Below are 14818 nucleotides of genomic sequence, written 5' to 3'. Positions count from 1 at the left end.
GCGCCGGCAGCGGCTCCGGTGACGGCGGCGGCTCGCCACGCCGGTTGGCCCGCGAGGACGCCGACCGGCTCACGCCTCGCCGTCCGTGCCGCTGGTGCCCTTCTCCTCCAGCCGCGCGAGCTCCTCGGCGACGATCGAGTCGTCCAGCTTGGTGAACACCGGCTTCGGCGCGGCCAGCGGCGTACCGGACGGCGGCAGCGGCGTGGACGCCCAGACCGCCTGACCGCTCGCGTAGTCGCCGGTGATGATCGGGAACGGCGAGCCGTCGTCCAGGTCCTCGGTCTCGACCACCTGGGGGGCGACCGACCAGACGCCGGTGCCACCGAGCAGCTCGTGCACCTGCTGCGAGGAGTGCGGCAGGAACGGCGTCAGCAGGGCGTTGCAGTCCTTGATCGCCTGCAGCGCGGTGTGCAGCACGGTGTCCCGGCGGGCCGGGTCCTCCTTGAGCTTCCACGGCGCCTGGTCCGACAGGTACTTGTTGGCCTCGCCGACCACCCGCATCGCCTCGGTGGCCGCGGCCTTCTGCCGGTTGCGCCCCAGCAGGTCACCGATCGGGGCGAAGGCACCGGAGGTGGTGGCCAGCAGCGCGCGGTCGGCGTCGGTCAGGTCGCCCGGGGTCGGGACGGCGCCGACGTTCTTCGCCGCCATCGACACGGTGCGGTTGACCAGGTTGCCCCAGCCGGCGACCAGCTCGTCGTTGTTGCGGCGCAGGAACTCCGCCCAGGTGAAGTCGGTGTCCTGGTTCTCCGGCCCGGCCACGGCGATGAAGTACCGCAGCGCGTCGGGGTCGTAGCGGGCCAGGAAGTCGCGCACGTAGATGACCACGTTGCGCGAGGAGGAGAACTTGCGCCCCTCCATGGTCAGGAACTCGCTGGAGACGACCTCGGTGGGCAGGTTCAGCGCCCCGTAGGAGCCCGGCGTCCCGCCCTTGTCGCCCGCCCCGTTGTAGCCGAGCAGCTGGGCCGGCCAGATCTCGGAGTGGAAGACGATGTTGTCCTTGCCCATGAAGTAGTAGGCGTCGGCGTCCGGCGACTGCCACCACTGCCGCCACGCCTCCGGGTCACCGGAGCGGCGGGCCCACTCGATCGAGGCCGACAGGTAGCCCACCACGGCGTCGAACCACACGTAGATCCGCTTGTCGTTGCGGTCGCGCCAGCCGTCCAGCGGCACCGGCACGCCCCAGTCGATGTCCCGGGTGTAGCTGCGCGGCTTCAGGTCCTCGAGCAGGTTGACGCTGAAGTTCAGGACGTTGGGCCGCCAGCTCCCGCGGGTGGCCAGCCAGTCGCCCAGCGCCCGGGTGAACGCCGGCAGGTCGAGGAAGTAGTGCTCGCTCTCCACGAACTTCGGCGTCTCGCCGTTGATCCGGCTGACCGGGTTGATCAGGTCGGTCGGGTCGAGCTGGTTGCCGCAGTTGTCGCACTGGTCGCCGCGCGCGCCGTCGTAGCCGCAGATCGGGCAGGTGCCCTCGATGTAGCGGTCGGGCAGCGTGCGGCCGGTCGACGGGCTGATCGCGCCCAGGGTGGTCTGCGGGAAGACGTAGCCGTTCTTCAGCAGCCCCAGGAAGATCTCCTGGCTGACGTTGCGGTGGTTGACCGTCGTCGTCCGGGTGAAGAGGTCGTAGCTCAGCCCCAGGCTGGCCAGGTCGTCCACGATGACCCGGTTGTTGCGGTCGGCGATCTGCCGCGGGGTGATCCCCTCGGCGTCGGCGGCGACCGTGATCGGCGTCCCGTGCTCGTCGGTGCCGCTCACCATCAGCACCTGGTCGCCGGACATCCGGTGGAACCGGCTGAAGACGTCGGAGGGGACGCCGAACCCGGAGACGTGCCCGATGTGCCGCGGGCCGTTGGCGTAGGGCCAGGCGACGGCGGTGAGGATGTGCCGATCTGTCACGGCCTGAGGGTAGTGACCTGCGTCCAGCCCGTTCGCCGCCGTACCGGTCAGGGCGCCTCGGTGACCGCGACGGTGCTCGGCGAGGTCGCCGGGTCGGCCGGCGCCCCGAGCAGCGCGGTGCCGGTGAGCGCGAGCCCGATGCAGGCCACCGTGACGCCGCGGAGCGCGCGGTGCCGCACCACCGGGGCGGTGCGCACGGTGCGCGGCCGGCCACCGGCGCGCACCCACTCCCCCGCCGACGGCGCGCCGGCCAGCAGCAGCTTCCCGGTCGGGACGGCGAGGGCGAGCAGCGCCAGCGCCGGCACCGGCAGCGCCCCGAGCGGGCCGACCGCGACCAGCCAGACGCCGTCCGCGCCGAGCAGCCCGGCGACCACCAGGACGACGAGCACGACGATCTCCCCGCAGGCGAGCGCGACCAGCAGGTGCCGGCCGGCCCCGTCGACCAGGCTCGCGCCACCGCCGGCGGCCAGCACGACCCAGCCGGCGAGCAGCAGCAGGGTGCCGGCCACCAGCGCCCCGGACGGGCGGACGCCCACCCCGAAGACGCCGTCCAGGCTGGTCAGCCCGATCGCCAGCAGCCCGAGCGACTCGCAGACGGCGAGCAGCCCGGCCGCCGCGACCGTCACCGGCATCCGCCGGGGACGCGCGGCCGCGGGCAGCGGCGCGACGGGGGCGGTGCGGACGTCGTCGAGGACGGCGGTGGGCACGGGGTTCTCCTGACCGATGACGGGTGTCACCGATCAGGTCGGGTCCTCAGGCGCTCCCCCGGAGGGGTGAGCGGCCGGGTCTCACCCCCCGGGGTGAGACGCAGCCGAGGTGCGGGACGCCGTCCGACTGGTGATCATCTGGATCGGGCAGCGACGTTCGCCACCCGGCGGGCGCGTGCCGTGAACGGGCTCCCGGACGACGGGGATGCTGGACCCCGACAGACCTGAGGAGGACCGGTGACCTACACCCGCCGCACCACCAGCACGACCACCCCCGCGGCCCTCCCGCAGACCCTGCGTCCCCGGCCGGCGAACGTGCCGCGCGAGGTGACCGCGCCGAGGGACGGCGGCGACCCGGTGGTCGACTGCGCCGTCTACGTGCGCGGCGAGCGGCTGGACGTCGCCCCGCCCGACGCACTGCGAGTGGCCCGCGAGCAGGGCGGTTTCGTCTGGCTCGGCCTGTTCGAGCCCTCCGAGGCGGAGCTGACCGCGATCGGCGAGCACTACGGCCTGCACCCGCTGGCCGTCGAGGACGCCGTCTACGCCCACCAGCGGCCGAAGCTGGAGCGGTACGACGAGGCGATGTTCATGGTGCTCAAGACCGCGCAGTACGTGGAGCACGAGCAGCTGACCGCCACCAGCGAGGTGGTGATCACCGGCGAGATCATGGTGTTCGTCGGCGCCGACCACGTGATCACGGTGCGGCACGGCACGCACGGGGAGCTCGGGCGCCTCCGCACCCAGCTGGAGGGGCAGCCGGACCTGCTCTGCAACGGCCCGTCCGCCGTCCTCTACGCGATCGCCGACCACGTCGTCGACGACTTCCTGGAGGTCGCCAACGCGGTCGAGGAGGACGTCGAGGAGGTGGAGACCTCGGTGTTCAGCCCGGCCCGCACCGATGACAGCGGCCGCATCTACCAGCTCAAGCGGGAGCTGATGCAGCTGCGCCGGGCGGTGCTGCCACTGGAACTGCCGCTGTCCACGCTGGTCGACCGGCCGAACGACCTGGTGCCCGAGGCGATGCGCTCCTACTTCCGGGACGTGCAGGACCACGCCCTGCGGGTGCGCGACCAGGTCACCGGCCTCGACGAGCTGCTCACCTCGATCCTGCAGGCCTCGCTGGCCCGCACCTCGCTGGCCGACAACGAGGACATGCGCAAGATCAGCGCCTGGGCCGGCATCATCGCGCTGCCCACCGCGATCGCCGGCATCTACGGGATGAACTTCGACAACATGCCCGAGCTCGACGAGCCCTGGGGCTACCCCGCCGCCCTCCTGGTGATGCTGGGCTCCTGCCTGGCCCTGTACCGCGGCTTCAAGCGCACCGGCTGGCTCTGACCCCAGCCTGCCCCCCACCGTTGTGCACTGGCCGGGCTGTCGGCGACCCGGACAGCCCGGCCAGTGCACAACGGGTGCTCAGCGAGCCAGTGCATCGGCGATCCGGGCGATCACGAGATCCGGCCGGCGCAGGTCCCCGGCGGTCACGAAGACGACTCGCCATCCGGCAGCCTGCAGGCGGTTGAGCCGCTCCCGGTCCCGCGCGAACTGACCGGGCTCGGCGTGCCACAGCCCGTCGTACTCCAGCGCGACCCGCTGCTCCGGCCAGCCGAAGTCGACCCGGGCCACGAACCGGCCGTCGTGGTGCACCGGCAGCTGCGCGACAGGAGCGGGGAGCCCGCTACGACCAAGGACCAGCCGGACCCGGGTCTCCTGCGGCGACTCGGCCAGCCCATCGGCCAGTGCGCAGGCCTCGCGCGCCCGACGGCAACCGGCTCCTGAGGCCGCGCCCGCGAGGGCCTGCACCCGCTGGAGCGAAGCGAGCCCACTGCTCGTGAGCTGGTCGATCGCGATGACGGCATCCTCCAGCGGGAGTGCTCGCGCCAACGCCACGGCGGTGGCCTCTGGTGTCGTCACCCGCACGCCACGCCGTCGGCACACCTCCCTGGCGTCGACCGCGGCCCGCCGGACCCGCAGCCCGGGGACCCGGACCGGATGGGATCCCGGGCGCACCGTCAGCTCGACGTCGTCCGCGTCGTTCACCGGGTCGATCCCCCACAGGACGGCGGCACTGCGTCCGGTGACGACCGCTCCCGGCAGCAGCACCCCCGCGGCTGCCCGACACCGCAGCTGGTGGGTCACCGGGACGGCGGCATACACGTACACGTCGGGGAACAGGCGGCGCCAGACCCGGGCGCGCAGCTGGTCCGCGGTCAGCAGACCGCGCTGCACGACGACCGACCCGCGGAACGGCTCGTGCCGCAGATCGACGGGCACCTGCGGCGCTGGGGGCACGCGAGAACGCTGCCCCACGACCGCCGTCGGTCGCTGCGCTCATCCACAGGCTCGCCCGTTGTGCGCCCACCGGGGTGTCAGAACGGCGGACAGCCCGCTGGGCGCACACCGGCGACGGCGGGTCAGGGGGTCTTGGCGGCGAGGACGGCGTCGTAGACCACTCGGCGGGGTTGGCCGGTGCGGGCCATGACGGTGCGGATGGCCTCCTTGCGGTCGGCGCCGGCGGCCTCCTCGGCGGCGACCTCGGCGGCCAGCTCGGCCGGGGTCAGGGCCGCAGGACCGGCGACCGCGCCGGCGACGACCAGGGTGATCTCGCCCCGCACGCCCTCGGCGGCCCAGGTGGCGAGCTCGGCCAGCGACCCGCGGCGGACCTCCTCGTGGGTCTTGGTCAGCTCCCGGCAGACGGCAGCGGGCCGGTCGGCACCCAGCGCCCCCACCGCGTCGGTGAGTGCATCGGCCAGCCGGTGCGGCGACTCGTAGAACACCATCGTCCGCGGCTCGTCGGCCAGCGCGGTCAGCGCGGAGCGCCGCTCCCCGCCCTTGCGGGGCAGGAACCCCTCGAAGGTGAACCGGTCGCAGGGCAGCCCGGACACCGCCAGCGCCGTCACCACCGCGGAGGGCCCGGGCACCGACGTGACCTCGATGCCGGCCTCGATGGCGGCCCGCACCAGGGTGTAGCCGGGGTCGGACACGGAGGGCATCCCGGCGTCGGTGATCAGCAGGACCGTGCGGCCCTCGGTCATCGCGGCCACCAGCCCCGGGAGCCGGGAACGCTCCACCGTCTCGTGGAAGGTGACCACCTTTCCGGTGAGGGTGACCTCCAGGTCGTTGGCCAGCCGGTGCAGGCGGCGGGTGTCCTCCACCGCCAGGACGTCGGCGTCGGCCATCGCCTGCCGCAGCCGCGGGCCGACGTCCCCCGGCTGCCCGAGCGGTGCACCACCGAGCACGAGTCGTCCGGTCATGGCATCGAGCCTGTCACGCCCGGTCCCCCTGACCCCCGTGCAGGGGCCCGCCGGGAGCGTGCGAGTGGCGGGGGGCAAGGGGGTCCTCTGACTACCCTGGCGGCATGGCGGTGCTGGTCCCGGAACGCACGGAGTCGGCCCCGGAGGAGACCCCGCACCGCCGCTTCCCGCCGCTGCCCCGGCCCCGCCGCCAGCCCGCGCCGCGGCTGCCCACCGACCGGACGCTCGCTGCGGTGCTCACCGCCGTGCTGGGCCTGGCCACGCTGGTGACCCGGCTGTGGGACATCAGCTACCCGACCGACCTGGTCTTCGACGAGGCGTACTACCCGCCGGAGGGCGCCGAGCTGCGGGAGCTCGGCTACGAGTACAACCGCGGCTACACGTTCATCGTCCACCCGCCGCTGGGCAAGTGGCTGATCGCGGTGGGCCAGCAGCTGTTCGGCTACGACTCCCTCGGCTGGCGGGTGCCGAGCGCGGTGGCCGGCACGATCGCCGTCGTCGTCCTGGTCCGGCTGGCCCGGCGGCTGACCGGCTCGACGCTGCTGGGCCTGGTCGCCGGCCTGCTGCTCGCGCTGGACGGCTTCTCCTTCACCCTCGGCCGGGTCGGGCTGCTCGACGTCTTCCTGCAGGTCTTCGTCATCTCGGCGGTGGCCTGCCTGGTGGTCGACCGGGACCAGGTGCGCCAGCGGGTCCGGGACGGCGCGGACCGGGTCACCGCCACCGGCTTCCGGCTCGGCCCGCGGGGCTGGCGGATCGCCGCCGGCGTGCTGTTCGGCTGCGCCGGCGGGGTGAAGTGGAGCGGCGTCTACTTCCTCGCCGCGTTCGCCGTGCTCTCGCTGTGGTGGGACCGCGCGGCCTGGCGGGAGGCCGGGGTGTCCCGGCCCGCGGCGGTCGCGCTGCGCCGCGGGCTGCCGGGGGCGACGTGGGCGCTGGCCGCCGTCCCGGTGCTGACCTACCTGGCCACCTTCACCGGCTGGTTCCGGGGTGAGAACGCGCAGGGCCGGCACTGGGCCGACCAGCACCCCGACACCGCCTTCGGCTTCGTCCCCGACGCGCTGCGCTCGCTGTGGCACATGCACGGCGAGTGGCTGGACTTCCACAGCGGGCTGTCCTCACCGCACCCGTGGGAGTCCAACCCGTGGTCGTGGCTGGTCGACGGCCGGCCGATCCTGCTGTGGAACCCGCAGGGGCTCACCGACGCCGCGGGCGACCAGGTGGTGCGCTACATCCTGATGGTCGGGACGCCGACCCTGTGGTTCGCCTTCGCCCCGGCGATGCTGTGGTTGCTCTGGCGGATCGTCGCCCGCCGCGACCAGGCCGCCGTGGTCGCCGCCGCCGGCATCGCCGCGGGCTGGCTCACCTGGTTCGTCAACCTCGACCGGACGATGTTCATCTTCTACATGGCCCCGGCCGTGCCGTTCTTCGTGCTGGCGGTCGTGCTGGTGCTGCAGGACGCGCTGGGGCCGGCGACCGCCTCGCCCCTGCGCCGCAACGTGGGGCTCGCTGTGGTCTGCCTGTACATCGCGATCGTGGCGATGACCTTCGTCTTCTTCTACCCGGTGCTCGCCGGGCAGCCGCTGTCGCAGCCGGAGTGGCTGCAGCGGATGTGGTTCCCCTCCTGGTTCTGACCGCCACCGCTCCGGGCCCGGGAGCTGCCGCCGCCGGACCTCCGTCCCCCGGGGAGTCACCGCCCGGCCCGGTGGAGACCGCGGGGAGCTGCCCACGTCGTGGCCGGTGGTCGGTCGGGAACGGCGCCCCGGATCCACCCGCGGGCACGGACCGGAGGCGGCCCCGCCGGCCGGACCACCCGGGAAATGCGTCAGGCCGGGCCCGAGGGCCCGGCCTGACAAGGGTGGAGCTGAGGGGAATTGAACCCCTGACCCCCTCGATGCGAACGAGGTGCGCTACCGGACTGCGCCACAGCCCCTTGCGACGAGCAGCTTACCGCCCGGCTCCTCCGGCGCTGCCACGGGGGCAGCGCCGGAGGGTCGGCCGGTGGGATCAGCCGTTGACGACGCGAGCCGGGGAGTAGACGTCGATGTCGGCGAAGCCGATGTCGTCGTCGTCCAGCCCGACGACCGCGCTGTGCTGCCAGCCGGCCGGGGCCGGGGTGCGGGCGGCGACGACGCGGCCGGGCCGCAGCGGGTGCACCGGCGCCAGCGGCAGGCTCGGGTGCACCGGCCCGGTCTCGGTGGCCACGACGGGCTCCACGCCGACGGACGGTGCGGCCGGGCGCTCGGCCGGCGCGTGGTGCGGCACCGGACGGGCCCGCGGCGGACGCTGCGCGGCCCGGGCGGCGCGCCGGGCGGCAGCCCGGCGCTCCCGGTCGGCGGCGGCCTTGGTCACCATCAGGTAGCCGACGACGGCGAGGTCCAGCAGCACCTGCGGCGCCCACAGCCAGGACCGGTAGGCCAGCGCGCCGACCAGCGCCAGGACGGCGAGGGCGACCAGGCCGGCCAGGGTGCGGCGGCGCACCGCGTGCACGTCGACCCGCAGCTCACCGCGGTTGCGGAGCTCGGCGCGGTCGATGGTCACCCGCTCGGTCTCCGCGTGGACGACGGGGTCCACGGGGCGGCGGCGCTGCAGGGTCCGCCCCGAGTCCGCCGCACCCGTCCGCACGTGCCCGTCGCCCCGGGTGACCACCATCGGCACCAGGACCACGAACCACAGCACGACGAGAGCGGCCAGCAGCACACCCGAACCCATCACAACACCTCGATCCATCCCTGGCACAACGGAAGGGCCCCGTTCCCTGGGGCACCACGAGTCACATCAGTCACTCGGGAGTCAAGGTAAGTGCGCGGACTGCCGATGACCGGGACGTCCACCGGTGTGTCGGCGCGTCCGCGCGACACTTCGGCGTGTCGACGTCCACCGCAGGTCTCGGACCGGTAACGCCTGGTCAGCGCCTGGGTGCGGTGCGTACCACCGGCCGGTCAGGACGGGGTGCGGGACCGCCACCGGGCGAGCGCCCCGCCCGGCTGCTCGCCGGCCAGCAGGGCGTAGCCGAGGTGGTCGCGCCACGCCCCGTCGATGTCGAGGTAGTCGCGGAACAACCCCTCCTGACGGAACCCCAGCCGCTCCACCAGCCGGCGGCTGGGCCGGTTCTCCGGCCGGATGTCGGCCTGCAGCCGGTGCAGCCCGACCGGTCCGAACGCGTGGTCGCAGACGAGCGCCACGGCCAGCGACGCCACGCCCCGGCCGGCGACCCCCCGGTCGACCCAGTAGCCCAGGTGCCCCGAGCGCATCGCGCCCCGGACGATGTTGTCCACCGTGACCTGACCGGCCAGCCGGCCCTCGTAGCGGAGCGCGAAGGGCAGCGACATCCCCAGCCGCGCCCGGCGGGACGACGCCCGGCGCATGGCCCGGTAGGCCGCCGGGGTGTGCCGGGCCGACCAGGAGACCCCGACCGAGGGCTCCCAGGGCGCCAGCCAGCTCTCGTTCTCCAGCCGCAGCCGGGCCCACTGGGCGGCGTCCCCGCGGCGCAGCGGCTGCAGCTCGACCGGTCCCCAGCTCAGCTGGGCCGGCCACCCGGGGTGCGGGGCCGGTTCCAGCTCAGCCCCCGAGCAGCATCGGCATGACGGTGACCAGCCCGCCGGCCGAGACCTCGGTGACGTCCTCGTCCACCACGATCAGGCAGTTGGCCCGCGCCATCCGGGCGAGCATCGCCTGGTCCCCGTCGCCGATCGGCTCGACCACGTAGCCGCCGTCGGGGTGTCGCATCACCTGCCCGTGCAGGTACTGCCGGTACCCCAGCGGCGAGAGCAGCTGTTGCGCCGAGACCGCCTGCACGGTGCGGCGGAACAGCTGCCGCTTGCCCAGCATCAGCCGGATCGCCGGCCGGACGAACACCTCGAAGGCCACCAGCGCGGCGACCGGCTCACCGGGCACGCAGATCACCGGGACACCGTCGGAACCGAGCCGGCCGAACGCGTGCACCGGACCCGGGTGCATGGCCACCTGGGTGAACTCCAGCCCACCCAGCTCGGCGAGCGCCTCCTGCAGCAGATCCGGCCCGCCGTTGGCGAACGTGCCGGCGATCAGCACCACGTCGCTGCGCAGCATCTGGCCCTCGAGCAGCTCGACCATCCGCCGCCGGTCGTTGGGCATGATGCCGGCGCGGTAGGCCTCGGCCCCGGCGTCGCGGGCCGCGGCGGCCAGCGCATAGCTGTTCACGTCGACCTGCTGACCCGGGCCGACGGTCGCACCGACGTCGACCAGCTCGTCGCCGGCGCACAGCACGGCGATCCGCGGGCGCGGGCGCACCGCCACCCGCTCCCGCCCGACGGCGGCCAGCAGGCTGATCTGGGCCGGGCCGATCGGGGTGCCGATCTGCACCGCGGTGTCGCCGTTGGCCACGTCGTCGCCGATCCGGCGCACGTAGCTGCCCGGCGCCAGCGCGGCGTAGACCTGCACCCGCGCGGCGCCCTGGTCGGTCCACGCCGCGGGGACGACGACGTCGGCGCCGACCGGCAGCATCGCGCCGACCGCGACCCGGTGGGCCAGGCCGTCGCTGATCGAGGTGGCCTCACCGGAACCGGCGATGCTCTCCCCCACGACCGCCAGGTCGACCGGGGTCTCCACGGTGGCGGTGGCGATGTCGGCCGACCGGACGGCGTACCCGTCCAGGCCGGCCTGGTCGAACGCGGGCAGCGACCGCTGGCTGGTGACCAGCTCGGCGCAGAGCAGCCCCTGGGCGTCCAGCACGGCGAGCTCGATGGGGGCCGGCTGCGGCACGACCCCGAGGATCTCGTCCAGGTGGTGCTCCACGGTGCGCAGCCGCACCCCGGAGACGTCGACCGAGCCGGTGTCGGCCATCGGGTCCGGCGACCGGTCGCCGGTGGCGATGGCCGGGGAGGGCACCCGGTCGGAGGCGAACACGGCCCGGTCGACCTGCACCGTGTCGTGGGAGACCTGCGCCCCGTCGCGGACGACGTGCGCCCCGTCGCGGACGACGTGCGCCCTGTCGTGGGAGACGTGCGCCGGGTCGTGGGAGACCTGCGGCGTCGGCCCGGACATCAGCTGGTTGTCCCGCGGTGGGGGCACCAGCGAGCCCTGCCCGAGGTCGAGCTGGGTCGTGTCCCGGCCACCGCTCGCGAACCACCCGCGTGTGCTGTCGTCGCTCATCCCCACCACCGTCGTCACCACCGTCACCGGGCCCACCGCTCCCGGCAGGTGCCGGGTGCGGCCGCCGGTGGACGGACCTGACCCCGATGGTGCCCCCTGGGGGCGCCGGTCAGGCGGGCGACGCGCCCTCGGCGGGCAGGTCGGCGACGAAGTCCTTGAGCCACGGGCCGAAGTCCGGGCCGAGGTCCGCGCGCTCGACGGCCAGCCGGACGACCGCCTTGAGGTAGTCCAGCTTGTCCCCGGTGTCGTACCGGCGGCCGGAGAACACGACCCCGTGCACCGGGACGCCGTCCTCGACCAGCTTGAGCAGCGCGTCGGTCAGCTGGATCTCCCCGCCGCGGCCGGGCGGGGTCACACGGATGGCCTCGAAGACCTCCGGCGGCAGGACGTAGCGGCCGATGATCGCCAGCGTGCTCGGCGCCTCGTCGGCCGGGGGCTTCTCCACCAGACCGGTGACCCGGAACACCTGGTCACCGGCGGCGTCGCCGGAGACGTGGGCGTCCTCGACGGCTACCGCGCCGTACTTGGAGATGTTGTCCGCGCCGACGTCCAGCAGCGCGATGACCGCGCCGCCGTGCTCGGCCTGGACGGCGAGCATCTGCTCCAGCAGCAGGTCGCGGGCGTCGATGATGTCGTCGCCGAGGAGCACCGCGAACGGCTCGTCGCCGACGAACGCGGCGGCCTGCAGCACCGCGTGGCCCAGACCCTTGGCCTCGCCCTGCCGGACGAAGAAGACCTGGGCGACCTCGGTGGACTCGTGCACGGCGTCCAGCCGGGACTGGTCGCCCTTCGCCTCCAGCGCCGTCTCCAGCTCGGGGGTGCGGTCGAAGTAGTCCTCGATGCTGCCCTTGTTGCGCCCGGTCACCATGAGCACCTCGCCGAGGCCGGCGCGGGCGGCCTCCTCGACGATGTACTGCAGCGCCGGCCGGTCGACGACCGGCAGCAGCTCCTTCGGGACGGCCTTGGTGGCCGGCAGGAAACGGGTCCCCATCCCGGCGACCGGGATGACGGCCTTGGTGATGGGCTGGCGATCGGCGGACGGGCTCGACATGCCGGGAGCCTAACTAGCCTGGCCAGGTGCCCGACTCCCCCCAGCTGGTGAGAGCCAAGGCGACGCTGCGCACACCGCTGCTCGCGGCACGGGCCGCGCGGACGGCGCAGTCCCGGGCGGCCGCCGCCGACGCCCTCGCCGACGCCCTCGCCACGGCCCTGGCCGAGCACCTGCCGGCGGACGGCGTCGTCGCGGCCACCGCGCCGCTGGCCGAGGAGCCCGGGCACGGCCGGCTGCCCGCCGCGCTGCCCGGCCGGGTGCTGCTGCCGGTGGTGCCCGCCCGGGGCCGGCAGCTGGGCTGGGCGTGGTGGTCGGGGGTGCTGACCACCGGCCGCTTCGGTCTGCTGGAGCCGCCGGGTGAGCCGCTGCCGCCCGCGACGCTGGCCGCCGCGGACGTCGTCCTTGTGCCGGCGCTGGCCGTGGCGGCCGACGGCACCCGGCTGGGCCGGGGCGGTGGCTGGTACGACCGGGCACTGCCGCACGCCCGGCCGGACGCAGTGCTGGTGGCGGTGGTGTTCGACGAGGAGGTCGTCGGGCACCTGCCGGCCGGCGAGCACGACCGGCGGGTGAGCGCGGTCGTGACCCCGTCCGGCGGGTGGCGCCGGCTGGGCTCAGCCTGAGGCCCCGCCGCCGAGCAGCGGGACGTCGGACACCAGCTCGATGTGCGCGGTCATCGCCGCCGCGGCCGCCCGCGGGTCACCGGCCCGGACGGCGTCGGCGATCTGCTGGTGGCCCGCCAGCGACCGCTGCGGCCGGCCCGCCTGGGCGAGCGACTCGATCCGGCTCTCCCGCACCAGGTCGCCGATCTCGGCCATCAACCGGGAGAGCAGCGGGGAGTGCCCGGCGGCGGTGACCGCGGCGTGGAAGCGCTCGTCGCCGTCGAGCCCGCGGCCACCGGTGGCGACGTCGTCGGCCATCGCCTGCAACGCGGCGTCGATCTCGGCGAGGTCGGCGTCGGTGCGCCGCCGCGCGGCCAGCGCCGCCAGCCGCACCTCCAGCGCGGCGCGCGCCTCGATCACGTCGCCCAGGTCGTCGCGGCGGGTGCGCAGCGCGGCCAGCACCGCATCGGTGCGGGGTGCCTGCAGCAGCACCGTCCCGTCGCCGTGCCGGACCGACACAACTCCGGTGACCTCGAGGGCGACCAGCGCCTGGGCGACGGTCGCCCGGCTGACCCCCAGCCGGGCGGCCAGGTCACGCTCGGGTGGCAACCGGTCACCGGGGCCCAGCCCTGCCTCGGCGGCCCACGTCACCAGTTGCTGCACGACCTGCTCGTAGAGCCGGTTGCGGCGCAGCGGTGCCGGCCCAGCAGTCCTGCTCACCGCACCTCCTCGCCCGCGTGACCGGGCACACAGTACCGACTGGCGCAGAGGCTCAGCCACTGAGACAGTGCTCCGGGTCACTGGCAGCTGGCCGCGACCTCAACCCGAGAAGCAGGAGCACAGACGTGTCACCCGAGGTCATCTCGATCATCGCGCTGGTGGCGATCTTCGCCGTCGCCACCGCGTTGCCGATCAACATGGGCGCGCTGGCCTTCGTCGCCGCGTTCCTGGTCGGCACCCTGGCGGTGGGGCTGTCCACCGACGACATCATCGCCGGCTTCCCCGGTGGGCTGGTGCTGACGCTGATCGGCGTCACCTACCTGTTCGCCATCGCGCAGAACAACGGCACCGTCGACCTGCTGGTGCGCGGCGCCGTGCGGCTGGTCGCCGGCCGGGTGGCGTTCATCCCGTGGGTGATGTTCGCCGTCACGGCCGCACTGACCGCGATCGGCGCGCTCTCCCCCGCCGCGGTGGCGATCATCGCGCCGATCGCCCTGGGCTTCGCCGCCAAGCACCGGATCAACCCGCTGCTGATGGGCATGATGGTCGTGCACGGCGCCCAGGGCGGCGGGTTCTCCCCGATCAGCGTCTACGGCGTCACCGTGAACGGGATCGTCGACGACAACGGCCTGCCCGGCAGCCCGCTGACGATCTTCCTGGCCAGCCTCCTCTTCAACCTGGCCATCGCCGTCGTGCTCTTCCTGGTCTTCGGCGGGCGCCAGCTGCTCGGCCGCCGGGTGGGCGACGAGATCGAGGCCGAGGAGCGGGAGCTGGTCGGCAGCGGCGACCGCAGCAGCGTGGTGCGCGGGCACGGCGCCGCCGCGTCGACCGACACCGGTGGCAGCAGCGAGCCGGCGACCGGGGTGACCGCCGAGCAGGTCCTCACCCTGGTCGGGCTGGCCACCCTCGCCGTGCTGGCCCTGGCGTTCGACCTGGACATCGGCTTCGTCTCGATCACCATCGCCACCGTGCTGGCGCTGTTCTCCGCGGCCCGGCACAAGGGTGCGGTCATGCAGATCAGCTGGTCCACGGTGCTGCTGATCGCCGGGGTGCTGACGTTCGTCTTCGTGCTCCAGGAGGCCGGCACGATCAGCTACGTCGGCGAGGGCGTCACCGGCCTGGGCAGCCCGCTGCTGGTCGCCCTGCTGCTGGCCTACATCGGCGCCGTGGTGTCGGCGTTCGCCTCCTCGACGGCGATCATCGGCGTGGCGATCTCCCTCGCCGTCCCGTTCCTGATGGCCGGCGAGATCGGCGCGGTCGGTGTGGTCGCCGCCCTCGCCGTGGCCTCGACGATCGTCGACGTCAGCCCGTTCTCCACCAACGGCGCGCTCGTGCTGGCCAACGCCCAGGACATCGACCGCGACCGGTTCTACAAGCAGATGCTCGGTTACTCCGGGATCGTCGTCGCTGTCGGGCCGCTGGTGGCCTGGCTGGTGTTCGTCGTGCCCGGCTGGATGTAGAGGAAGAGGA

13 protein-coding genes and 1 tRNA gene are annotated in these 14818 nt (G+C 74.2%); 4 read left to right on the top strand and 10 right to left on the bottom strand.

Translation table 11 applies throughout. The features are described from left to right. Window positions 1–69: 69 nt before the first annotated feature. Both metG and Q1A09_RS14880 read right to left on the bottom strand, forming a co-directional pair. Entirely contained in the window at window positions 70–1890 is a 1821-nt protein-coding gene (gene metG / locus Q1A09_RS14885; RefSeq protein ID WP_299956263.1) for a methionine--tRNA ligase, read from the bottom strand. A gap of 47 nt (window positions 1891–1937) precedes the next feature. Continuing rightward, window positions 1938–2597 carry a hypothetical protein gene (locus Q1A09_RS14880; RefSeq protein WP_299956260.1) on the bottom strand — a complete coding sequence of 220 codons (660 nt, stop codon included), beginning with the start codon at window positions 2595–2597 and terminating at the stop codon, window positions 1938–1940. Between the two features lie 237 nt (window positions 2598–2834). Here Q1A09_RS14880 and Q1A09_RS14875 point away from each other — a divergent pair, with 237 nt between their 5' ends. Further along, entirely contained in the window at window positions 2835–3935 is a 1101-nt protein-coding gene (locus tag Q1A09_RS14875) for a magnesium and cobalt transport protein CorA (protein ID WP_299956258.1), read from the top strand. Between the two features lie 78 nt (window positions 3936–4013). Here Q1A09_RS14875 and Q1A09_RS14870 read toward each other — a convergent pair whose 3' ends face one another. After that, a complete protein-coding gene (locus tag Q1A09_RS14870) occupies window positions 4014–4889 on the bottom strand; it encodes a hypothetical protein (RefSeq protein ID WP_299956255.1) in 876 nt (291 codons plus the stop codon). Window positions 4890–5011: 122 nt separating this feature from the next. Then, the gene (gene rsmI / locus Q1A09_RS14865; RefSeq protein ID WP_299956252.1) at window positions 5012–5851 is read right to left on the bottom strand and encodes a 16S rRNA (cytidine(1402)-2'-O)-methyltransferase; all 840 of its coding nucleotides are present in this window, start codon (window positions 5849–5851) and stop codon (window positions 5012–5014) included. Window positions 5852–5955: 104 nt separating this feature from the next. Here rsmI and Q1A09_RS14860 point away from each other — a divergent pair, with 104 nt between their 5' ends. Further along, window positions 5956–7479, top strand: a complete 1524-nt coding sequence (locus tag Q1A09_RS14860; RefSeq protein ID WP_299956249.1) for a dolichyl-phosphate-mannose--protein mannosyltransferase — start codon at window positions 5956–5958, stop codon at window positions 7477–7479. A 225-nt stretch (window positions 7480–7704) separates the two neighbouring features. Here Q1A09_RS14860 and Q1A09_RS14855 read toward each other — a convergent pair. The 5 genes from Q1A09_RS14855 to Q1A09_RS14835 form a co-directional block, all read right to left on the bottom strand. Further along, window positions 7705–7778: transfer RNA gene (locus Q1A09_RS14855), tRNA-Ala, on the bottom strand. Window positions 7779–7852: 74 nt separating this feature from the next. Beyond that, complete coding sequence (locus Q1A09_RS14850; RefSeq protein WP_299956246.1) at window positions 7853–8557, bottom strand: hypothetical protein; 705 nt, start codon at window positions 8555–8557, stop codon at window positions 7853–7855. Between the two features lie 230 nt (window positions 8558–8787). Then, window positions 8788–9339 (bottom strand): GNAT family N-acetyltransferase, encoded by a 552-nt coding sequence (locus Q1A09_RS14845; RefSeq protein WP_299956318.1) that lies wholly within the window; start codon window positions 9337–9339, stop codon window positions 8788–8790. A 67-nt stretch (window positions 9340–9406) separates the two neighbouring features. Then, on the bottom strand, window positions 9407–10978 hold the full coding sequence (gene glp / locus Q1A09_RS14840; protein ID WP_299956244.1) for a gephyrin-like molybdotransferase Glp: 1572 nt from the start codon (window positions 10976–10978) through the stop codon (window positions 9407–9409). Between the two features lie 109 nt (window positions 10979–11087). Further along, the gene (locus tag Q1A09_RS14835) at window positions 11088–12029 is read right to left on the bottom strand and encodes a UTP--glucose-1-phosphate uridylyltransferase (RefSeq protein ID WP_299956241.1); all 942 of its coding nucleotides are present in this window, start codon (window positions 12027–12029) and stop codon (window positions 11088–11090) included. 26 nt (window positions 12030–12055) lie between these two features. Here Q1A09_RS14835 and Q1A09_RS14830 point away from each other — a divergent pair, with 26 nt between their 5' ends. Beyond that, window positions 12056–12649: a 5-formyltetrahydrofolate cyclo-ligase gene (locus Q1A09_RS14830; protein ID WP_299956238.1), complete on the top strand. Its 594-nt coding sequence runs from the start codon at window positions 12056–12058 to the stop codon at window positions 12647–12649. Here the strand turns inward: Q1A09_RS14830 and Q1A09_RS14825 are convergent. After that, window positions 12641–13348, bottom strand: coding sequence for a FadR/GntR family transcriptional regulator (locus Q1A09_RS14825; RefSeq protein WP_299956235.1), 708 nt, complete (start codon window positions 13346–13348; stop codon window positions 12641–12643). The genes Q1A09_RS14830 and Q1A09_RS14825 overlap by 9 nt on opposite strands. 125 nt (window positions 13349–13473) lie before the next feature. Between Q1A09_RS14825 and Q1A09_RS14820 the strand changes: the two genes are divergently transcribed. After that, entirely contained in the window at window positions 13474–14808 is a 1335-nt protein-coding gene (locus Q1A09_RS14820) for an SLC13 family permease (RefSeq protein WP_299956231.1), read from the top strand. The last annotated feature ends 10 nt before the right edge of the window (window positions 14809–14818 follow it).

It is taken from the genome of uncultured Modestobacter sp. (assembly GCF_947486615.1).
Lineage (GTDB): Bacteria > Actinomycetota > Actinomycetes > Mycobacteriales > Geodermatophilaceae > Modestobacter.
This window is presented reverse-complemented; position numbering and strand designations above follow the sequence as displayed.